Here is a 20,513-nt window from a genome sequence, read left to right as displayed (position 1 = left end):
CCTAGCGGCGCCCACTGTTCGGAAGAGAAGAAATCAAACGGCAACCGCACTCGCACAAGTCATCGTGCTGGGCGACTTCGCGACCTTCATCGAATGCACCCGAAGTAGCCATCGCGATGCGGTTGTCGCCGTGCCGCGGGCAGGTCACGGGATCGTGGAGCCGGGCAAGCGGACGCCCCATGAAAAAGCGCGTATCCGAACCGGACGTTACGTGACCGCCGCCGGTGTGGCGGTCTCCGACGCGAATGATGCCCGTCATATGTATCTCCGAAATGAATCGACATCGTCACTGCGGTTCGACAGTGAGCGGTTGATATCGAGTTATAAGCGCCCCGGCAACCGGGCTGCGGGCTTCATCGCTTCGCTGGCCTGCCTGACGCGCTCACCATGTTTTTCGTCGCGCTCGCGCTTCTTGTCTTCGCTCACGTAGTTGCTGGTTCCGAATGTGTCGATCGCACGTGTCTGGAAGTACAGATTCGACGACAGCACGTGGTCGTGCCAGCTCGTCAGCATCGTGTCGTGAACCAGCAGGTCGAAGAGCGCCATGACCTTGGGCGGCAGCGGGTTCTTGCCGCTCAGGCCCATCTTCCATGCCTGGATCAGCGTCTCCTCTTCGGGCGTCATCTTCCAGGCCTCGATCATCGATGCGCTGAACTCCGGGTTTGCGTCCCACGGCAACGACCCCTCTCGAGCCAATTCACGTATGCGATTCGCCGATTTCTGCAACCGGGCCTGTTGAGATTCGCGTCGCATCAGCGCTTCGGATTCGCTTTGAATGCGGTCCCATACGCCCACGGAGGGACGCTTTTGCTCGATACCGGCGTCGCGACCGGAAAGCATTTCCGGCAAGACCGCGTTCTGCCAGCGCGCATAGGCCCTGTCAAGCGTCTCCCGATCTGCAGGCGGCCGTTGATTGCGCAGCGCGAGATACGCAGCCTCGGCATCGTTGCGCTCCTTCAGAAGCGCCCGGTGCCGGGCGGCGAGGTCGTCGAAGTGACTCGTCACGGTCGCGCGAAATGCCGGGGATTGGTAGCGAACTGCCATCCAGCGCAGGAATACCTGCATGTGTTCGACAAAGTTCAGACGCGCGACGTAGGGAACTATCTGACGGTATGCGTCAATCAGTTCTCCGATTTTGTACGAGGCTTTGCCGTCGGAGATGGGGTTGGCGAGCGTGAATCTCTGAAGCACTTCTGGCTTCCATTTCGCCAAGTCCTCCATCGTATCCAGCACGACACCATGCGAAACCGCCTCATTGAGCATGTCGCGCAAAACGACGCGTTGCAATTCAGCGCGTGCTCCGAGCGTTCCTGGAGGCGCCCCGCCGGTGATGTCTTCGCTGGTTCCCGGATAGAGGTACTGCAGTCCACGAGTTTTCTCGAGGCTATCGAGCCGTTGATAAAACCGCAGTTCATGAGCCGCGGCAAAATGCACACATCGCTGCACCGAAGCCGGTATCGATAGCTCGCGGTCCCCGTAGTTTTGCTTGAGCAGGCCAAGCACCGGCACGATTCCCAATAGCTTGTTTTCTTCCATCACAGAAGACACGGCGTCCAGTAGCCCGAGAAACTTGATCTCGACCGGAATGGCCGTTTGGTTAGGGTCTTTCGGATCGATAAAAGCAAGCTTCGTATCGCTGGGGTGCTTATACCGTCGAGTCAGTTCATTCGCCAGCGCCCGTGCGAGAACACAGCCGCGATCGGCGCCGAAGATGGATACCTGGATCCGCTGGATCTTCGGCGTTTTCTGCTTGACGTCGTCAATCGATTTTTCGAACTGCTTCATCGCGGCCATCAGCCGGTCCTCGACGCCTGTTCCAAATACACGGGCGATGGCGCGGTTGTCACGAAACCATGGAATCGAATCGATCACCACGCCAAAGAACACCGACTTGGCGGCACTCCATCCAATAGACAGAAAATTCTTCTTCGCATCGTAAAGAATCAAGCGCGTAGCCGCGCGGCCACGTTGAACCCAGCGGTTGTCGTGCTGCAGTTGCAACACTCGGCCGATATTGCGCGGCGCGGATTCGACCGAGTCGACCAAATCTTTGAATGACTTCACGATCGGCCGGTACGAAAATTCCTTGAACCCCTTCTTGAGCCCCTCGGTGATCGTGCCTTTCGGATCAATGGGAAGCCGCTTCACGCCGGTTACTTTCTTGCCGGCGTTAACTGCGACTGAACCAGCCGCTTCGGCGCCCAGCTTTCCAAGCTTAAACGCCGCGGAGACGATTTGACCATCTCGGGCCTCCTTATTCAACTCCGTTCCTAGTCCGGAATAGTAGAGCGGGTACCAAAAGTGGTTAGACTCTTGCCGCCGACGTCGATCCTTGTTATCACTGTGAGCCTCCCACAGCCTACAAATATTTGAGTATCGGGAAGTGTTCTTGTCATCGTGGTCTCGATGACGGCCGAATCCATCAAAAAAAAATCCGATGTGTATAACGGCACCACACGGAATGCAATCGTCATTCGGATACGCCCGCTTATTTTCTCCAATTGCAGCACGCACTTCGGGCGGGGTTCGGTCAGCCGGATCCTGGAAAGTTTTATCAGTCACGATGTCCTCTCACGGTATCTCGATCAAAGCGGTTATTCTTGATTTCGCGGACAACTACGTCTGGCAAACTCTGCATCGCCGCACCGAATGCGCCGGGCTTGCCTTCTGCCTCCTTCAAGATTCGCTGCACAACCGGATGCTTGTCAAAATTAGAATTGACAAGTTGCGTGTAGTACACGTACTGCTCAAGATCCTTCGTGTCAGTCAGGCGATACTTCAACCAGCCTTGTGAAGCAATCCGGGCTGTACGTCTAAACGCGATGGCTATATCTGCGTCGTCCGGGTTGGCCGCCTTTCCGTACTTGGTTTGAAACCAGTAATCCACTTCCGTGTAATCGATCCTCGTCCCGCTCATGTCGTTACGAATCTCAAACTCGATGTGATCGTCTGGATAGAAGTGCACGGCAAGCACGTCCTCCCCTGCGCCGCCCTTGACTTTTGCCGGTGGGAATTTGACCTCGGTTTTCTTGTGAATCTTCTTGATCGGCGCATATAGATCCTTGATGGCTTCATCTGCGTCATAGACTTCCCAGTCGACCGCGAATTCTGTTCCCTTTAGCTTGTAGCAACAGCTCAATCTTCCCGCGCCCGAACCCGGCGGCAAGTCACCTCCTCCGCTCGCTCGGTTGCCGTATTTGTCACGGATCGTGAAATCGCTCAGATTGAATGGCGTGTAGTTGAGCCCCATGATGCTGATGCCGCGGTAGGTCGGCTCGGATGAAAATGCGTCACATCCGGCTAACGTCAGCACTGCAGCAAACAAAATGACAAACCGCTTGATCATTGCTGAAACACCTCAAATTCAAAAACCAGGACCCGACGCGCAGGCCTCGTCTCGCAAACGGATCCCGTCTCGGTCCGAATAGCGCCAACTCAGATAACCCATACCGGCCACGAAACAATGCCTAATCAATGCGCCCTTGCTTGATCTCCTGTACAACAACATCCGGCAAGCTCTGCATCGCAGTGCCGAAGGCTCCAGGCTTTCCTTTGGTGTCCGTCAAGATCCGTTGCACGACAGGATGCTCATCGAACTTCGGGTTGACGAGTTGCGTGTAGTACACGTACTGCTCGAGGTCCTTCGTGTCGGTCAGGCGATACTTCAACCAACCCTGCGACGCAATCCGAGCTGTACGTCTGAACGCGACGGCCATATCTGCATCGTCCGGGTTGGCCACCTTCCCGTACTTCGTTTGCAACCAATGATCCACCTTGGCATAGGAGATTCTCGATCCACTCATGTCGTTACGAATCTCAAACTCGATGTGATCGTCTGGATAAAAGTGCACGGCAAGCACGTCCTCCCCTGCGCCGCCCTTGACTTTTGCCGGTGGAAATTTGACCTCGGTTTTCTTGTGAATCTTCTTGATCGGCGCATACGGATTTTTCATGAACTCGTCCTGGTCGTATATCTCCCAGTCGACAGTGAATTCCGTTCCCTTCAGCTTATAGCAGCAACTCAACCTTCCCGCGCCAGCGCCCGGTGGCAAATCGCCTCCTCCACTCGCTCTGTTGCCGTATTTGTCACGAATCGTGAAATCGCTCAGATTGAACGCCGTATAGTTGAGCCCCATGATGCTGACGCTGCGGTAGGTCGGCTCGGATGAAAACGCGTCGCAGCCGGCTTGCGCTAGCGCTAGTGCTACCGCCAATAAAGCGAAGAGCCACCTAATCATGCGAGGCCCCTCCCGCATCCGCGAAATCCGTGGTCATGCGGGACGCCTCCCGCAACACATCACCGTCGATACGACTCAACGCATCCCCAAATTTCTGCTCGCCGCTCATCGCGCGGGCCAGCCTCTCGCGAATCGCCGGATGTTCATCGAACCGCGGCGAAATGACGACGCCCTTTGAAACGTAGTTCAAGAGATCGTCATCGTCAGCTATACGGTATCGATCAGCACGCTCCAACTGTTCGGAAACACGTTGGTAAAGCGTCAGATCCGTAAAATCGTCGAGCATCGATCCATACATCGTGCGCAGCTGCATCGCGAGTTTGTCGGCACGACCAAGCCGCAGCAACGCCATATGTTGCTCAACTGTCATCATCTGCTCTCCATCGACGATCGCCTCTGCCACACTCGCGTCGTTACACCATACGATCTCGCTCAATTCGCGATCGCGATACCAGATCTCGGCGCACGGCGAGAGAAACGTCTTCGCCTGTTCTCCAGTCCAGACCACACTCAACCGCGCAAGAATCCGGTTATCGTAAAAATGAAGGAAGTACGCGCGCTTGTCCGGCGTCGAATAACGACAGAACGATCGAAAATGCTCAACCAGAAACCGAGTCGGAAACGGAGACCATATCCACGTCAGCATGTGCAGTCCGCTCGACTCTTTCCAGAGCCGCCGCACGAGCCGGCTCCGTAGATCGCGCGCATCATCCAACGCGAAGCGATCGATCGCAATCAGATAGGGGGCGATGTCCGTATAGGACTCGAGAACGGTGCCGCCCCACAGCGACTGCCATTCAAGCCCGGGAACCCGAACCAGCAGTTTGTCGAGATCCGGATTGGCACGCGCATCGGCGAGTATGTACAGGCGCGCCGAAACGTCCTCGGCATCGAACGCTTCGAATTGCGCCAACAATCGATTACGCCACGCCTCCCATGCCGCGTCCGAATCACCGGTCGACATCGCAAGCTCGGTTCCGGCCATCAGGCAACCTCCGTCATCGCTTCGACACCACGGTGCGCATCCAGCAAACACTCCCTGCATGGCCCAATGGGCATACTCGGCAGGGGAGCCGAAAGAGAAGCGGGACCGGTCCAGTGGAAATTTCCGCACTTGAGCGTGATATCGCCCGGGCATCCGAGTTCGATGTTGCCGCCATCGATCTTGAGATACGCGCCACCGCTTGTCAGTGTCAGCGCACCACGCGAGGCCGCGAGAATCGCGCCATCGCTACTCGTGAAGTTCAAGTCCTTCGATGCCGATAGCGCCATCGCACCCGTGCGGGCCTGGATGACAACATCCTGTTTGGCCGCGGTGACCCGCACCCCCTGTGCCTGCGCGAAGAGCGACACCTGTTTTCCCGCCGCAACGGTGAAGTTCCGCATGATTCCGACGTCGAAATTCCCGCCGGCAGTCGCGATCAGATTCCGGTCTGCATTGACCTGCAAATGCGCCCCGGACGTGAGCCCGATACCCGAGGGCGCACTCGCGAGAATTGCGGAGCGTTTCAAGCCATCCAGTGCTTCCGCATAGAACGACTTCTGTTGCTGCAGCTCGGCGACGGTCGCCTCTGCAGCTCGCACCGCCTCGGAAAGGGACTCCATGCGATCGATCGCCCGCCGCAGCTGCTCCTGCGCGTCTTTCATGTCGAGTTGGTGCCCCGACGCTCCAACCTGCGCCTCGGTACTCAGCAGCATGCCCTTCGGGCCGCGCGCAGCAAGATGCCCATCGGTACGTAGCTCGGCCCCTTGACCTCGTTCGTTACGGGCATCGTCAACCATGTTCCCCAGATTCAGCTCACTGGTCTGAAACGGCGTCGTCAAGTGGACATGCTCATTGCCCTCCCTATCCTCCATCCGCAACTCATTGCGCGCAGCCGTCCGAATAAGATTCCGCGTATGGTTCAGATTGTTGACCAGATCCGGATGCGCGCTGTCATGCATCGCCCCGATGATCACCGGCCGGTTCGGATCGCCGTCCGTATGGACGATCGCCACTTCCGCCCCGTCGATCAACGGAAAGTGATGCCCATAATCGCCACCGCTATACGGCTTCGCCAGCCGCACCGGCCGGCTCGTCCCACCCGGGCTCCATTCGTCGAGATCGAATGGCAGCTTGATCACGTACCAGCCCTGCTCGGTCAGGTACGCATACTTGTAGTTGCCTGGCGACGTAATCCGCGCTGGCAGAATCCCGTCGACCACCGGCCGCGAAATCGAGGCCATCGACGTGCGCCACACGCGATCCGACGGAATCCCTTCGAACGCCACCCAGTACGACTCGTTACGCCCGCCGTGCGACTCGACCGACGTAACGAAGACGCCATGCTTCGCATCGGCCGGCTTCGGCTCGACGCGCATGACCTCGCCGGCTTCGAGCCAGAACGGATTGCCCGTTCCCTTGAACGTGATCTGCCCGGCCAGATAGGCCTCGTGCCGCAACCGCGCCACCCGCTTGCCCTCTTCGGGCGTCTCGTAATGCTCGCCCCAGCGATAATCGACGGCGTTCGTCGTCTTGTCGTCGCGTGCCGTGTTTTCCTCAACCAGCAGCGACACCCCGGCCTGTCGATGGTTGTAGTCATGCAGCCGCACGGCCTCCGGCACGCGCTTCATCTCGCGCCCGAGCGTCTTGATCGCATCCGCACCGACACTCTCCAGCCCCGAATCACGCCGATACGGCACCGTGCGCTGCTTGCGCGCATACGCATCGAGATCGTCGCCGAACACCACCACCGCGCGATCCTTCTTCTGCTCCCAGCGAAACCAGATCCCCTCTTCCGCACACATGCGCCGGATGAACGCGAACGTAGTCTCGTGATACTGCGTCACGTATTCACGGCGCTTGTACTGCCCGCGCAACTGGAACTGAAAATCCACCCCCGCGCGATAACCGTAGTGCCGAAGCGTGTCGGTCACGATCTCCTCGACCGACTGCTTCTGAAACAAGCGGCTGGTCACGCCGCGATCGAGATCCGCGAGCGTCGGTTCCAGCACGACGCGGTAACGCGTTTCGTCCGCCGAAGTCTCAAGCTCGTCGAATTGCGTGATCACACCATGAACCGTATACGCCGCCGGCTTCGTACTGAACCGAGCCGCGTTCTCCCCGAACATCTTTCGCAAGTAATCCATGTCCGGGTCGATCGGATCCGCAACGAACTTCGCCGGCCGGCCCAGCACCTGGTCCATCGGAATCCCGGCCACGGGGCTTGTGAATTCGATCTCGTACCGATAAAGCTGGCTCACGCGGTCCAGCCCCGTGAACTTCAGGATCGAGAACGGCGCCGGATGCGGCGCCAGCTTCAATTCATAAGCCTGCGTAGGCAAAATCATCGACATCGACTCTCTCGGTTGCGCAAACAGGCGGTGCCGCCGGGGCAATCATCGTCACCCCGGCGGTTCGCCATCACACGTCGGATCAGTTCTTGGCCTTCGGCATCTGCGACACGAGCGACAGCCCGATGTCCATGCCTTCGACCTGGAAGTGCGGGACGATGAACAGCTTGATCCGGAAGAAGCCCGGGTTGTCCTCGATATCCTCGACCGTGACCTTCGCCTCGCGCAGCGGATGCGACGCCTGCAACTCGTCGCCCGGATCCTTCATCTCGGTGACGAGCCCCTTGATCCAGTTGTTCAGTTCGAGTTCAAGCAGCCGGCGATCCTTGGTCGTGCCGATGTTTTCGCGCTGGATCAGCTTCAGGTAGTGCGCGATGCGAGACAACAGGAAGATGTACGGCAGCCGTGCGTTGATGCGGCTGTTCGCGGTCGCTTCCTTGGTTTCGTACAGCGCCGGCTTCTGCGCCGAGTTCGCGGAGAAGAAGCACGCGAAGTCGTGGTTCTTGTAGAACGACAGCGGGATGAAGCCGAGATTCGCGAATTCGAATTCGCGCGTCTCCGGGATCAGCACTTCGGTCGGGATCTTCGGCTGGTAGCCGGTGCCGAGGTCGTACAGGTGAACCGGCAGATCCTCGACCTTGCCGCCCGCCTGCGGCCCGCGAATCTGCACGCACCATCCATTGCTCACGAAGCTGCGCACCATGTTCGCCGCGAACGCGAACGACGCGTTCATCCACAGGTACTTGTCGTGATCGGGGCCCTTGACGGCCTCCTCATAGTTGAACGCCCGCACCGGCGCCGTGTCCTTGCCGTACGGCAAACGGCCGAGCACGCGCGGCATCGTCAGGCCGACGTAACGCGCATCGTCGGTATCACGGAAGCTCTTCCACTTGATGTATTCGGCGCGATCGAAGTAGTTGCCGATGTCCTGGATCGCCGCCACTTCCTCCATCGACCGCTTGCCGAAGAACGCCGGCCCGACCGAGCCGATGAACGGCATGTGCGCGGCAGCCGCGACCTTCGAAATATTGCGCAGCAGCGCAACGTCCATCGGTGAATTCGCGAACTCGAAGTCGCTGATCATCGCGCTGATCGGCTGGCCGCCCGGCGTGTCGTATTCCTCGATGTAGGTGAGGCGATACAGGCCGCTCTGGATCAGTTCCGGCGTGTCCTCGAAGTCGCGCTGCAGCGCGTCCTTCGATACGTCGAGCACCTCGATGCGCGCGTTCTTGCGGAAATCGGTACGGCTCACGAGCATCTTCAGGCCCCGCCAGCGTGCTTCGAGCGCCTGGAATTCCGGCGTGTGCATCACGGCGTCGAGCTGGCGGCTGATTTGCCGGTCGATCTGGCCAATGTGGAAGTCGAGCAGCGATTTGTCGAGCCGGTCCACCGGCTGGCGCGCGTTCGCGACGAGTTCGAGGAACGCGCTCATCCCGCGCGCGATGCGCTCGTCGGCCGACGCCTCGGACAGCATGTCGTTGTCGCGGAACGCCTCGAGCGGGCGCGCCTCGCTAATGGGCTTCAGGTTGATCTTGCTGCACAGCGACGCGTAGACGCTGTCGATATCCCCATGCGGGGCGTCCAGCACGACGGTCTCGGTCGCGCCGGCCTGCTGCGTTTCAGTGGGTTTCATCTCGGATCCTGTCTGCGGTCGAATGGCTACGAAGTTGCGGAATGCGCTGAACGCGCGTTTTGCCCGGCGTCGCTCACGCATGCCCTTCAGGCTGCGTCGCGGCGGTCGCGATCTGCGCGAGCTCGCCGCGCAGCTTCGCGGACAGGCGGTCGTCCTTCAGCACCTTCTCGAACTCGCGACGGAACGTCCCGTTGTCGAGCAAATTCGATTTCAGGTCGCGCAGCAGGTTGCGCATCGCGAGGAGCGCCTGAAGCTCGGGAATCTGGCGCGCCACCTGCTCGGGTTCGAAATCCTTGATCGACCGGAACGACAGGTTGACGGGCAACTCGGAACCGTCGCCGGCCAGCGTGTTGTTCGCGGCGATCTTGAGATCCGGCGCGTAGTCGGCCAGCACGGCATCGAAATTGTTCTTGTCGATGTTCACCTTCTTGCGCTCGGCAAGCGGCGCCTGCTCGCGGCCGGCGCTGAAGTCGCCCGCCACCAACAGCTTCAGGGGCAGCTCGACCTTCTTCTGCGCGCCGCCCGTATGCAAGTCGAGAGTGATCGACACCCGGCTCTTCGGGATCTCTCGCTGAAAGCTATCCAATTCGTTCTCCTTATCTCAGAAAGCTTGAAGATTCCGCGATATGCACCCCGGACCACGAGTGCACCGTCGTTCACGTCACTTTTGTAGAAAATCGCAACCCGTATTGACGCACGACCGAATCGGATATTCGCGGCATGACGTGCCGATTCAGACGGCAGAAAATATCATGCAATTTCATGAAAAGTAAACAGACAGAAATCAAAAATCACATCCGACCTAACGAGAAACGGATCAATTAATACTCGTCCTATATCACCCCCTCGCCCGAGGCAGACATGAACTACACCAAAATCAATCTCAAATAACTGAATTCTCACCACAACTCATTGATATTTATAACGAAATTCAGCAAACGACACTCGCAGAAATCTCGATAAATCAGCGCACACAAATTCCCGTAGATCACAAAAACAATTCACACCACAATCTCAAAATCAACCCCGCTCTTATCTCGATATAAATGACACATTCGTCAACAAATTACCCGATGACGGAGTGACGAAATCGGCAAATGATGGTTAGAATCGGCGCCTCATAACTTCTGATCGATATTGACTACACCATGCGGATCGAAAAGCCGCTCTGGCATGAAGGGCTGATTCTCACGCAGCAGCATTTCCAGCAGCAGGACCGCTGGAACGGGTTCGCGCTGCAACAACTGGCGTCGGCGGTCGCCGCGTCGCCGTGGGGAACGCTGAACGTCGATGTCGACGAAGAAGCACTGGCGTCCGGCCGTCTGAAGCTCACGCGGCTTCGGCTACGCTTTCCGGACGGCACGCCGATCGACACGACCATCGCCGACGCACTGCCGCCCGCGCGTGACCTCGGCCGCGAAATTCCCGCCGATACCCAGACCGTCGACGTGCTCGCCGCACTCGCGCTGCCCGATGCGAACGGCGGCAACTGCCGTTTCGACGAGACGGCGTTGGCCCGTCCGCGTCGCGCGTATCGGGAGTTCGTGAAGGTGGTGGACCTGAACGGCGCGGGCGAAGCCGAAATCGCAGCCGAGCGCCACGCCGTCCGCTTGCTGTTCGGCCACGAATCGCACGCAGACGACACCGCATGCGCAATCGCTCGCCTGACGCGCACGACGAGCGGCCAGTTCCAGATCGATCGCGAATATGTACCGCCCTGTCTGTCGCTATCGGGTCATCCGCTGCATATCGAACGCATCCGGCGGCTCGCGGATATCCTCGCCGCCAAGAGCGCGCTCCTCGGCGCGCGCCGCAGCGAACGGATCGAACAGGTTGCCGAATACGGCGTCGCCGACGTCCAGCTCTTCTGGCTCCTGCACTGCATTCATCAGGCGTGGCCGCAACTGCGCTTCCTCGCGTCGCATCCCGCGCAGCCCACGGATCGCCTGTACCAAGTGCTCGCGCAATTGGCAGGCTCGTTGAGCACTTTCTCGACACACGTGTCGCTGACCGACATCCCGCCTTACGATCATGCCGGCGCACACGAGGTGTTCGCGACGCTCGAGGCGTTGATCCGCGATCTGCTCGACGCGATCATCCCGTCGCGGGTCGTGTCGATCGGGCTATCGCACACAACGCCGACCACCTGGGCCGGCCGGTTCCTTGACGAGCGGATCGTCGAGGGCGCGGCGGACTGGTACCTGTCCGTCAATGCGGCGCTACCGGCGTTCGAGCTCGTCGAACAGTTCCCGCGCCTGTGCAAGATCGGTGCGCCGGACGACGTCGAGCACATCGTCAATTCCGCGGTGGCGGGGATTCCGCTCAAGGCCGTGCAGCGCGTGCCGGGCGCCATTCCGGTGCGGCTGGACAACCATTATTTCGCGCTGGATGCGCACGACGCCGCCCATGCGCGAATGCTGGCCGCGCGCGCTTGCCAGATCTATCTGCCGGCGTCGGTTCCCGACGCATCGATCGAACTCTACGCGGTGCTGCGCTGATGAACGCCATCGTCTCCACACGTCACGATTCCGCGTTGCTGGCGCGGGAGCCATCGTCCAGCCACGCGGCCGGGCCTTCGATGCGTGCGCTGCTGCGCGATACGGCACTGCTCGTCGCGCAGCTGTCGAGCGGCGGCGAGGTCGACAACCCGGAAGGGCTGCGTCAGCAGTGCGCCCGGCTCGTCGCGCAGTTGGCGACGGCACTCGATGCACAGGGGGTCGCCGCCGACATACGGGACGATCTGCTCGTCGCGCAATGCGCGCTGATCGATGAAACCGCGCTGCGGCATCTGCCCGCCGCCGACAAGGCGAACTGGGAGTCCAGGCCGCTGCAGGTCGACCGGTTCGGCACGCACGACGCAGGCACGCGCATTTACGAGCGGCTCGAGTACCGGATGCGCGAACCCGCGCCGAACGTCGATCTGCTCGAATGCTATGCGGCCATTTTCGGTCTGGGATTCCGCGGCCGCTACGCCGCTCGCGCGGGCTCGTCGGCGGACGCCCACGAGGGCGAGGCAACGCGCCTGGCATTGCTGGCCGCGCTGGTCGCGCAAATCGATCAATTGCGGCCGGCTGTGCGGCCGGGGTTCGTCACCGATCGTTCGAACACGCGACTGATCGACCGGCTCAGGCATCTGTCGCCATGGGCGATCGCCGGAACGGCCTGCGTGATCGCGATACTCGCATGGTTCGCGTGGGATCGCATTCTCGACGCGGAACTGGCGCAACTCGTCCAGAAAGTGAAGCGGCCGTGACGTCGGATACCCCTCTCCCACGGGCGGCGACCCACGTCGAATCCGATGCCGCAAACGCGGCGCTGTCGGGTCTCGGCTATCCGCTGCGCACGATCGTCACGCTATCCGCGACGCTCGCGCTGGCTATCATCGGATGGGTTTTGGCCGTCGATCGCGGCGTCATGTGGGGATTGACGGCGAGCGTCGTTGCGTTCTCCGCGCTCGTCGTCTGGCTGCATTCGCGCCGGCTGACACGTGCCCGCGAACGGAACGTGCACGTGCTTGCGCAACTCGGCGCGGCGACCGCCGACCTGCCCGTCGCACTGCGCACGAAAATGCCGCTCGCGCTCGTCACCGGCGACGGCCTGTCCGCCTTGTTCGATCGCGATACGGCGCGCGCACGTTTCGTTCACGTGGGCGACGGCGCAATCTGGCTGCGCGCCGATCGCCCGCAGGATCTCGCCCGGCTTGCCGTCGCCGTCCGTCAGTGGCGAGACGGCCATGCACCCGATTGCGTCGTGCTCTCGGTCGCGCCCGGCCTCCATGCGAGCGACGATACGTTGTCGCAGAACCTGCGCGTGATCCGGCAGGCCGTCGCCGATGCGTGTCGCATGCTGGGCACGTCGCTGCCGGGCTACGTCGCCGTCTATCAGCGACTGTCGGATGCGAGCGTGGCGACGAAGGCTGCCGCCGGCGCATCGGCGGCGCAGTGGTACGGCATGTCGACCGGCTCGGCCATCGCGAATCTGCACGGCTTCGACACCGCAATCGCGGCGGCCGAGTCGGACGCACTCCATGCCGACGCAAATCCGGCCGTCTCGGCCCGCGCCGCCGGAATCGCATCGATCGTCGGATGGACCCGCCGTCTCGTGTTCGACACGCTGACGGACCGACGTCAGCCCGCGTCGCCGTGGCCGCTGCTCGGCGCCGGCTGGATCGATCACGGCCCGGCGTCCGGCCCAGGCAAACCATGGGAACGCGAAGTGCGCGCGCTGACGGGTATCACGCCGGCCGCATTGCCGGCGTCGCCGCTCCCGTGGCCCTTTCCGCAACCGCTGATCGATACGATGCCGCGCCGCGCGTGGCGATCGCCGCGCGTCGCCGCAGTCGCGCATGCGATTGCGATCGTCGCGTGCGCGGCGGTCGTCGCCATTTGCGCAGCCGCCCGGAACAATGAAGCGCTGATGGCCCGCGTCGGCGCGCATCTGGAGCGCTACAACCACATCCCCGTCACGCAGGACGCCGCGAAGCGCGACGCGCTGCTGTCTCTTGCAGCGGACCGCGATCAACTCGACCGATACGCCCGCGTCGGCGTTCCGCTGCGGCTGTCGTTCGGCACCTATCGCGGTGCGCAGCTACTGCCGCTTCTCGACGACGCGATCGCCTCTTACGAACCGCCCCCGCCGCCGCCCGCCGTCGTCACGCTGGACAGCATGTCGCTGTTCGACAGCGGCAACGCGCGGCTCAAGGCCGGCACCACGCGCGCGATGGTCGATGCGCTCGACCTCATCAAGGCTCATCCGGGCAAGCGCGTGCTCGTCGCCGGTTACACGGACGATCGGGGTCGGCCCGATCGGAACCTCAAGCTGTCGATCGATCGTGCGTCGGCCGTGCGTGACTGGCTCGTCGATGCATCGGGCATCCCGCCGACGCAGTTCGCGATCCAGGGCTACGGCGATACACGGCCGGTCGCGGACAACGCGACACCGCAGGGGCGAGCGAGGAATCGTCGGGTCGAAATCACGCTCGTTCCCGATACGCCGCCGGCCGTCCCGACGAGCGCCGCGCGGTAATACGCAACATTTTTGGGTCCCGGGGCGACGCCTCGGGCTTGTCAGCGCCGGAACGCCGTTCCGGCGATTCGCAGTACGAAAAGAAGGAGTGAACAAATGGCAATTCCGGCCTACATGTGGCTCAAGGACGACGGTGGCGCGGACATCAAGGGCTCGGTAACCGTCCAGGATCGCGAGGGCAGCGTCGAACTGGTCGCGTTCGACCACGGCGTGCACATCCCGACCGACGGCAATACGGGCAAGCTCACCGGCACGCGCGTGCACAAGCCGATCATGCTGACGAAGGAAACGGACGCGTCGACGCCGTACCTGTACAAGGCCGTGACGAGCGGCCAGACGCTGAAGTCGGTCGAGATCAAATGGTATCGGATCGACGACGCGGGCAAGGAGAAGGAATACTTCAACACGAAGCTCGACAACGTGAAGATCGTCGCGGTGAAGCCGAAGATGCTCGACATCAAGAACCCCGACTACGAGAAGCACAACCATCTCGAAGACGTGGAACTGCGCTACGAGACGATCACGTGGTCGTACAAGGACGGCAACATCATCCACAAGGACACGTGGAACGAACGTTCCTGACGTGTTGACCGGCCGGCGGAATCCGGTGCGTGCGCGCACCGGATTCCGCCGGTTCGCATGCGCATCGACGGATGCGCGCCCTCTCCCTCTCCTGATCCGCTACCGACATGACGCCGCCGCTCCGGGACGCTTCCCATCTCATTCGCCGTCTCAATCCTCATTGCACGCGGGCGCTCGAAGCCGCTGCAAGCCTTTGTCAGACCCGGCTCGCCGACGAAATCGCGGTCGAGCACTGGGTGCTGAAGCTGATCGAGGCGGACGACGGCGATATTCCGGCGATCCTGCGTCACTACGATCTCGACATCGATGCCGTCTGGGATGCGATGATCGACGTGATCGACCGCATGCCGCGTACGCTGCGCGGCGTGCCGGCGTTGTCACGGCAGCTCGCCACGGTGATCGAGGACGCATGGGCGCAGGCGGTATCCGACGACCGCAACGGCGCCATTCGCTCCGGGCATCTGCTACAGGCGATCGTCGACGCACCGCATGTGCTCCGCACCCAGCGGGCATGGCCGCTGCTGTCGGTTTCGAGTACGCAGATCAGGCGTGTGCTGCCCCGGCTCGGGCGGCGCTCGTGTGAAAACGCATGCGACGAAACGGTATCGACGTGGGAGACCAACCCGGCCGGCAGTCAGCGCGGCGCCGGGACGGCGGCATCGACCACCACCGGCAACGCGGCCCCGCATGCGCCGCACGTGCCGGCGCGCGCGATCGACGGCGATGCGCTCGCCCGTTTCGCGCTCGACCTGACCGAAAAGGCGCGCGAAGGCGAGATCGACCCGGTATTCGGCCGCGACCGCGAGATCCGGCAAATGATCGACGTACTCGCGCGCCGCCGCAAGAACAATCCGATCCTGGTCGGCGAACCAGGCGTCGGCAAGACCGCGCTCGTCGAAGGGCTCGCGCTGCGTGTGGTGGAAGGCAGCGTGCCGGAAACGATCCGCGACACGCGCATCCTGACACTCGATCTCGGCTTGTTGCAGGCCGGCGCGGGCGTCAAGGGCGAATTCGAGCAACGGCTGAAGAACGTGATCGACGAAGTGCGCGCGTCCGAAACACCGATCCTGCTGTTCATCGACGAAGCCCATACGTTGATCGGCGCGGGCAACGCGGCGGGCGGCGCCGATGCGGCCAACCTGCTCAAGCCGGCACTCGCGCGCGGGGAATTGCGCACGATCGCGGCCACCACGTGGGCCGAGTACAAGCAGTATTTCGAGCGCGACGCCGCACTCGAACGGCGCTTCCAGGTCATCAAGGTCGACGAACCGGACGACGACACCGCCTGCCTGATGCTGCGCGGGCTCGCGAGCCGCTACGCGAAGCATCACGGCGTGCATATCCGCGACGAAGCGATCGTCGCGGCCGTGCGGTTGTCGCGCCGCTATATTCCCGCGCGACAGTTGCCGGACAAGGCCGTCGACCTGATCGACACGGCCGCCGCACGCGTGCGCATGTCGCTCGACGTGCCGCCCGCGGAACTGCAGCAGGCGCGTGCGACGCTGGCGGCGCTCGAACTGGAGCGCGCCGCGCTGGACGCGGACCGCCACGCCGGGATCGCCGCTGTCGCCGAACGGCGTGCGTCGATCGACACGGAACACGACACCGCGCGCGGCGCCGCCGACAGGCTGCTGGATCAGTACACGCGGGAACGCGAACTCGTCGGCATCGTGCATGCCCTTCGCGACGCAACGAATCAAGCGGTCGATCCGGCAGCCGTGTCGGATGCGCTCGATGCGTTGTCGGCCGTTCAACGCAAGTCGCCGATGATTGCCGCCGACGTCGACGCGCCGTCCATCGCGCGCGTCGTCGCCGAATGGACCGGCGTACCGGTCGGCATCCTCGTCGAGGACGAACTGCGCAACCTGCTCGCCCTCGAAGCGACGCTGGCGACGCGCGTGGTCGCACAAGACGATGCGATCGCGGCATTGGCCGAGAGTCTGCGCACCGCCAAGGCCGGCCTGAAGAGCGAACACGCACCGCTCGGCGTGTTCCTGCTGGCCGGGCCGTCCGGCGTCGGCAAGACCGAAACCGCGCGAGCGCTGGCCGACCTGTTGTTCGGCGGCGACGCCGCGCTGACGACCATCAACCTGTCGGAGTACCAGGAAGCGCATACCGTGTCGCAACTCAAGGGCTCGCCGCCCGGCTACGTCGGCTACGGGCGCGGCGGCGTGCTGACCGAAGCCGTGCGTCAGCGGCCGTACAGCGTGGTGCTGCTGGACGAGGTCGAAAAGGCGCATCGCGATGTGCTCGACATCTTCTATCAGGTATTCGACCGGGGCACGATGCGCGACGGCGAAGGGCGCGAGATCGATTTCCGCCACTGCGTGATCGTGATGACGTCCAATCTCGGCAGTGCGCAAATCGACGATGCGACGGCTGAGGACGCATCGATCACGCAGGCGGCATTGCGGGAAGTCATTCACGCGCAACTGGTCGCGCATTTTCAGCCGGCACTGCTCGCGCGGTTCCAGACGCTCGTCTATCGGCCGCTCGATGCCGCGGCGCTCGCGTCGATCGTGCGCATCAAACTGAACATGATCGCAGCACGCCTGCACCGGCAACACGGCGTGACACTGACGTGTGCGGACGATCTGATCGACTCGATCGCGCGGCACTGCGTATCGCGGGAATCGGGCGCACGCAGCGTCGATGCGTTCCTGAACCAGCGCGTGCTGCCCGTCGTGTCCCGCGAATTGCTTGCGCGGATGGCATCGGGCATCGCGCCACGGCAGATCTCGTTGTCCGCGACTGCCGAAGGCACGTTGACGATCGATTTCGTCGATGCGCCGACGGCCGACGACGGCACCGAACGATGGAGCCGACAATGACAGCCGGCCCGTCGCTGTACGACATGCTGCTCGGCCAGATCGGCGGCGAACCGATCGGCGCCTACGACGATCGCACGCTTGAATGCCTGAGCGTCCAGCAGAACGTCCGCCGTATTCTCAATACGCGAGCCGGCGCGCTCAAGCATCTACCCGACTACGGGCTGCCCGACCTGACGAACATCTACAAGGCATTGCCCGCGTCCGCGCATCTACTCAAGCAGCAGATGGAAGCGACGCTGTTGAAATACGAACCGCGCATTCGCGCGATCGACGTCGCGATCGTCGACAACCGCGATCCCGGCATTCTCGTCAGCTTCGAGATGACCTGCCATCTGAAGAACGCCGGGCTCGTACGCTTCGGCACCTACTTCGAGCCGCCGGGCCGCCTGCACGTCGTCCGGCGCATCGACCCATCGTGATCGCGCACGATCAACCCTCGTGCGCCAGATGCGCACTAAATCCAACCTTCCCCGGCGCGATCCCGTCCTTCAGCGTCAGTGCCGGAATCTCGTAATCGCCCGCGTTCTGCCGGCGAAACGGAATCGGCTGCGTGGTCCACAGATCGTCGAGACGCCGGCCGAGCGCCGCGCGCGTTTCGTCGAAGCGCGCCGCGTTCATCTTGCCCGTCCGATAGATCACGAACGGCGGCAGCACGTCGAACCCCGGGTAATACAGCATGCCGTGCTGGATCGGGAACAGCAGGTCGTCGATCGGCCCGTTGATACCGCGCGGGCTGTAGTGCGGTTCCCACCCGCCCGTCGTGACGATCACCATCGCCCGCTTGCCGGCGAGCGACCCTTCGCCGTAGCGATCGCCCCAATGCGTGTCGGAATGCTCGCCGACACCATAAGCAAACCCGTACGCGTACACGCGCTCGAACCAGCCCTTCATGATCGCCGGCATCGAGAACCACCACAGCGGAAACTGCAGAATCACCGCGTCCGCCCACTTCAGCTTGCCCTGTTCGCGCGCGATGTCGTCGCGCTGTGTGCCCGTCTCGAACGCGCGCTTCGAATCGAGCGCCGGATCGAAGCGATCGTCGGGTGCACGGCCGGCCATGTCGTGCGCATCGAGCGTCGCCTTCCAGTTCATCGCATAGAGGTCGGTCACTTGCACCGTGTGGCCGGCCGCTTCGAGGTGCGCGACGGCGAAGTCGCGCAGCGCGCCGTTCAGCGAGCGCGGCTCGGGATGGGCATACACGATCAGCACATTCATGTTCGTCACTCCGTGGATTGAATGACTGCAGGATGCCGCCTTCAACGGTATATTTGAAATGAATTCCTGATATCCCAGGTATAGCGATGAATAATCTCAGAAGGCTCGATCTGAACCTGCTCGTCACGCTCGACGTCCTGCTCGCCGAGCACAACGTCACGCGGGCGGCCGAGAAACTGAACATGTCGCAACCGTCGGTCAGCGTCCAGCTGCAAAAACTGCGCGACGTGTTCGGCGATCCGCTGCTGCTGCCGGGGCCCCGCGGGATGCGGCCGACCGCGCGCGCGGAAGCGCTGCGCGAGCCGTTGCGGGAGGCGCTCGAGGCCGTCGAGCGGGCCGTGCTTCCGGCCACGCCGTTCGACCCTGCAACCGCGACGAACACGTGGCGCGTGGCCGCGACCGACTACGGCGAATCGACGATCGTGCTGCCCGCGCTGCACACGCTGCGCTCGACCGCGCCCGCCACGCGGCTCGCCGTCGTCGAGCTCGTGCCGCCGCGCATCGAGCAGGATGCCGAACGAAACGGCATCGACCTGGCTTTTCACACGACCGAAGGCTCGCCGCCCGGCATGCGGCGCCTGCCGCTGTTCGTCGAGCGTTACGTCCTGATCGGCCGTGCCGGCCATCCGAAGCTGAAGCGGCGCCCCACGCTCGCGCAGTTCGGCTCGCTCGAACACGTGATCGTGTCGCCCGACGGCGGCGGCTTCTTCGGCGTGACGGACGAAGCGCTCGCGAAGGTCGGCGCCGCCCGGCGCGTCGTGCTGTCGGTGCCGCACTTTCTGTTCGTGATGTCGGCCGTCGCGAGTACCGATCTCGTCGCGATGGTGCCCGAACGGCTGGTGCGCGACGTGCCCGCGCTGCGCGTGGTGGACGCCCCGGTCGAGGTGCCCGGCTATGAAATGTCGATGCTGTGGCACGAGCGCATGCATCGCGATCCGGCGCATCGATGGCTGCGGGAGACGATCGCGGCGGCAGTCTGACACGCCGGTCATGACGCGGCTGACATCTGCTGTCACCGGGGGCTTGAAAGTCGGTCGATCACTGTATATATTTACAGTGTTTCTGCGTCATTTGACCCGAATTCCATCATCCCGAGACGGTCTTTAGTGAGGCGACCATGTTCCAGTCATCCGCATTCGATCCCGAGCAACCCGGCTTCAATCCCGTCCATTTCGAGCGCGCCGCGCAGCGGGCGGTCGTCGATCTGCAGCGTGTCGTCAGCGGCCCTGCCCAGCGGGCGCTCGGCCTGCGGCGCCGCACCCACCCGGCCGCCGTCCGCACGATGAGCTGGCAGGCGTTGCTGAACGTCGAGGAGCTGGCATTCTCGAATGCCGGTTTCCTGAGCCGCAACGAGCCGGCCGTCGTCGATGCATTCATCCGACTGCGCGACAGTCGGCTGGTCGCCGCGGACGTCGAGGAGCCGGTCGACTGGCGCCGCGACGACGACGACCTGCCGGCCGTCTATCTGATCGTCAAGGCGATGCTCGAAGCGGAAGAGGAAGAACGGGCCGAAGCGGCCTGAGCCGCGCGGGCCTTGCGCGGCTGCGTTCTGCCGCACGTCGGGTGGCAGCGCGATCGACGCGGCCGCTCATCGCGGTTCGGCTTCCGCGGTTCGACGCATCGGCGCAGCGCGCGACAAGCCCCGCCCGCCGCGGA

The 20,513-nt window shown here is 62.6% G+C and carries 17 protein-coding genes; 8 read left to right on the top strand and 9 right to left on the bottom strand.

The window, feature by feature from the left end; all coding sequences use genetic code 11:
• Position 1: 1 nt before the first annotated feature.
• The 8 genes from CFB52_RS18955 to tssB form a co-directional block, all read right to left on the bottom strand.
• Positions 2–259: a PAAR domain-containing protein gene (locus CFB52_RS18955; protein ID WP_099317187.1), complete on the bottom strand. Its 258-nt coding sequence runs from the start codon at positions 257–259 to the stop codon at positions 2–4.
• Between the two features lie 62 nt (positions 260–321).
• Positions 322–2,562, bottom strand: coding sequence for a DUF2235 domain-containing protein (locus CFB52_RS18950; protein ID WP_099317186.1), 2,241 nt, complete (start codon positions 2,560–2,562; stop codon positions 322–324).
• Entirely contained in the window at positions 2,555–3,346 is a 792-nt protein-coding gene (locus tag CFB52_RS18945; RefSeq protein ID WP_099317185.1) for a DUF3304 domain-containing protein, read from the bottom strand. Before CFB52_RS18945 ends, CFB52_RS18950 begins: the two co-directional genes overlap by 8 nt.
• Before the next feature lie 121 nt (positions 3,347–3,467).
• Positions 3,468–4,238 (bottom strand): DUF3304 domain-containing protein, encoded by a 771-nt coding sequence (locus tag CFB52_RS18940; protein WP_099317873.1) that lies wholly within the window; start codon positions 4,236–4,238, stop codon positions 3,468–3,470.
• Entirely contained in the window at positions 4,231–5,223 is a 993-nt protein-coding gene (locus tag CFB52_RS18935; RefSeq protein ID WP_099317184.1) for a DUF4123 domain-containing protein, read from the bottom strand. The genes CFB52_RS18940 and CFB52_RS18935 overlap by 8 nt, the downstream gene beginning before the upstream one ends.
• On the bottom strand, positions 5,223–7,574 hold the full coding sequence (locus CFB52_RS18930; RefSeq protein ID WP_099317183.1) for a type VI secretion system Vgr family protein: 2,352 nt from the start codon (positions 7,572–7,574) through the stop codon (positions 5,223–5,225). The genes CFB52_RS18935 and CFB52_RS18930 overlap by 1 nt, the downstream gene beginning before the upstream one ends.
• 79 nt (positions 7,575–7,653) lie before the next feature.
• Positions 7,654–9,204: a type VI secretion system contractile sheath large subunit gene (gene tssC, locus CFB52_RS18925; RefSeq protein ID WP_099317182.1), complete on the bottom strand. Its 1,551-nt coding sequence runs from the start codon at positions 9,202–9,204 to the stop codon at positions 7,654–7,656.
• Positions 9,205–9,277: 73 nt separating this feature from the next.
• Positions 9,278–9,790 (bottom strand): type VI secretion system contractile sheath small subunit, encoded by a 513-nt coding sequence (tssB, locus tag CFB52_RS18920; RefSeq protein ID WP_059575337.1) that lies wholly within the window; start codon positions 9,788–9,790, stop codon positions 9,278–9,280.
• Positions 9,791–10,352: 562 nt separating this feature from the next.
• Between tssB and tssK the strand changes: the two genes are divergently transcribed.
• The 6 genes from tssK (at position 10,353) to tssE (ending at position 18,061) form a co-directional block, all read left to right on the top strand.
• Complete coding sequence (tssK, locus tag CFB52_RS18915) at positions 10,353–11,702, top strand: type VI secretion system baseplate subunit TssK (protein WP_089465443.1); 1,350 nt, start codon at positions 10,353–10,355, stop codon at positions 11,700–11,702.
• Entirely contained in the window at positions 11,702–12,457 is a 756-nt protein-coding gene (locus CFB52_RS18910; protein WP_180278266.1) for a DotU family type IV/VI secretion system protein, read from the top strand. Before tssK ends, CFB52_RS18910 begins: the two co-directional genes overlap by 1 nt.
• The gene (locus tag CFB52_RS18905; RefSeq protein ID WP_257220514.1) at positions 12,454–14,229 is read left to right on the top strand and encodes an OmpA family protein; all 1,776 of its coding nucleotides are present in this window, start codon (positions 12,454–12,456) and stop codon (positions 14,227–14,229) included. Before CFB52_RS18910 ends, CFB52_RS18905 begins: the two co-directional genes overlap by 4 nt.
• A 96-nt stretch (positions 14,230–14,325) precedes the next feature.
• Positions 14,326–14,811: an Hcp family type VI secretion system effector gene (locus CFB52_RS18900; RefSeq protein WP_059575329.1), complete on the top strand. Its 486-nt coding sequence runs from the start codon at positions 14,326–14,328 to the stop codon at positions 14,809–14,811.
• 107 nt (positions 14,812–14,918) lie between these two features.
• Positions 14,919–17,642 (top strand): type VI secretion system ATPase TssH, encoded by a 2,724-nt coding sequence (gene tssH / locus CFB52_RS18895; protein WP_099317179.1) that lies wholly within the window; start codon positions 14,919–14,921, stop codon positions 17,640–17,642.
• On the top strand, positions 17,639–18,061 hold the full coding sequence (tssE, locus tag CFB52_RS18890; RefSeq protein WP_059575349.1) for a type VI secretion system baseplate subunit TssE: 423 nt from the start codon (positions 17,639–17,641) through the stop codon (positions 18,059–18,061). The genes tssH and tssE overlap by 4 nt, the downstream gene beginning before the upstream one ends.
• 10 nt (positions 18,062–18,071) lie before the next feature.
• Here tssE and CFB52_RS18885 read toward each other — a convergent pair whose 3' ends face one another.
• Positions 18,072–18,857 carry an NAD(P)H-dependent oxidoreductase gene (locus tag CFB52_RS18885; protein ID WP_099317872.1) on the bottom strand — a complete coding sequence of 262 codons (786 nt, stop codon included), beginning with the start codon at positions 18,855–18,857 and terminating at the stop codon, positions 18,072–18,074.
• Positions 18,858–18,943: 86 nt separating this feature from the next.
• Between CFB52_RS18885 and CFB52_RS18880 the strand changes: the two genes are divergently transcribed.
• Positions 18,944–19,837 (top strand): LysR family transcriptional regulator, encoded by an 894-nt coding sequence (locus tag CFB52_RS18880; RefSeq protein ID WP_089465439.1) that lies wholly within the window; start codon positions 18,944–18,946, stop codon positions 19,835–19,837.
• A 137-nt stretch (positions 19,838–19,974) separates the two neighbouring features.
• Positions 19,975–20,379, top strand: a complete 405-nt coding sequence (locus CFB52_RS18875) for a DUF2471 family protein (protein ID WP_059575323.1) — start codon at positions 19,975–19,977, stop codon at positions 20,377–20,379.
• Positions 20,380–20,513: the final 134 nt, after the last annotated feature.

The organism is Burkholderia sp. AU18528, assembly GCF_002223215.2.
GTDB classification, from domain to species: Bacteria; Pseudomonadota; Gammaproteobacteria; order Burkholderiales; family Burkholderiaceae; genus Burkholderia; species Burkholderia semiarida.
Note: the sequence above shows the minus strand (reverse complement) of the source record. Positions and strands in the feature narration are given on the sequence as shown.

Bases quoted from the DNA above. Each gene is read 5' to 3' on its own strand.
- CFB52_RS18935 (WP_099317184.1), bottom strand. From the start codon at position 5,223: ATGGCCGGAACCGAGCTTGCGATGTCGACCGGTGATTCGGACGCGGCA.
- tssE (WP_059575349.1), top strand. From the start codon at position 17,639: ATGACAGCCGGCCCGTCGCTGTACGACATGCTGCTCGGCCAGATCGGC.
- CFB52_RS18945 (WP_099317185.1), bottom strand. From the start codon at position 3,346: ATGATCAAGCGGTTTGTCATTTTGTTTGCTGCAGTGCTGACGTTAGCC.
- tssC (WP_099317182.1), bottom strand. From the start codon at position 9,204: ATGAAACCCACTGAAACGCAGCAGGCCGGCGCGACCGAGACCGTCGTG.
- CFB52_RS18910 (WP_180278266.1), top strand. From the start codon at position 11,702: ATGAACGCCATCGTCTCCACACGTCACGATTCCGCGTTGCTGGCGCGG.
- CFB52_RS18930 (WP_099317183.1), bottom strand. From the start codon at position 7,574: ATGTCGATGATTTTGCCTACGCAGGCTTATGAATTGAAGCTGGCGCCG.
- CFB52_RS18900 (WP_059575329.1), top strand. From the start codon at position 14,326: ATGGCAATTCCGGCCTACATGTGGCTCAAGGACGACGGTGGCGCGGAC.
- CFB52_RS18880 (WP_089465439.1), top strand. From the start codon at position 18,944: ATGAATAATCTCAGAAGGCTCGATCTGAACCTGCTCGTCACGCTCGAC.
- tssH (WP_099317179.1), top strand. From the start codon at position 14,919: ATGACGCCGCCGCTCCGGGACGCTTCCCATCTCATTCGCCGTCTCAAT.
- CFB52_RS18940 (WP_099317873.1), bottom strand. From the start codon at position 4,238: ATGATTAGGTGGCTCTTCGCTTTATTGGCGGTAGCACTAGCGCTAGCG.
- CFB52_RS18955 (WP_099317187.1), bottom strand. From the start codon at position 259: ATGACGGGCATCATTCGCGTCGGAGACCGCCACACCGGCGGCGGTCAC.
- CFB52_RS18875 (WP_059575323.1), top strand. From the start codon at position 19,975: ATGTTCCAGTCATCCGCATTCGATCCCGAGCAACCCGGCTTCAATCCC.
- tssK (WP_089465443.1), top strand. From the start codon at position 10,353: ATGCGGATCGAAAAGCCGCTCTGGCATGAAGGGCTGATTCTCACGCAG.
- CFB52_RS18885 (WP_099317872.1), bottom strand. From the start codon at position 18,857: ATGAATGTGCTGATCGTGTATGCCCATCCCGAGCCGCGCTCGCTGAAC.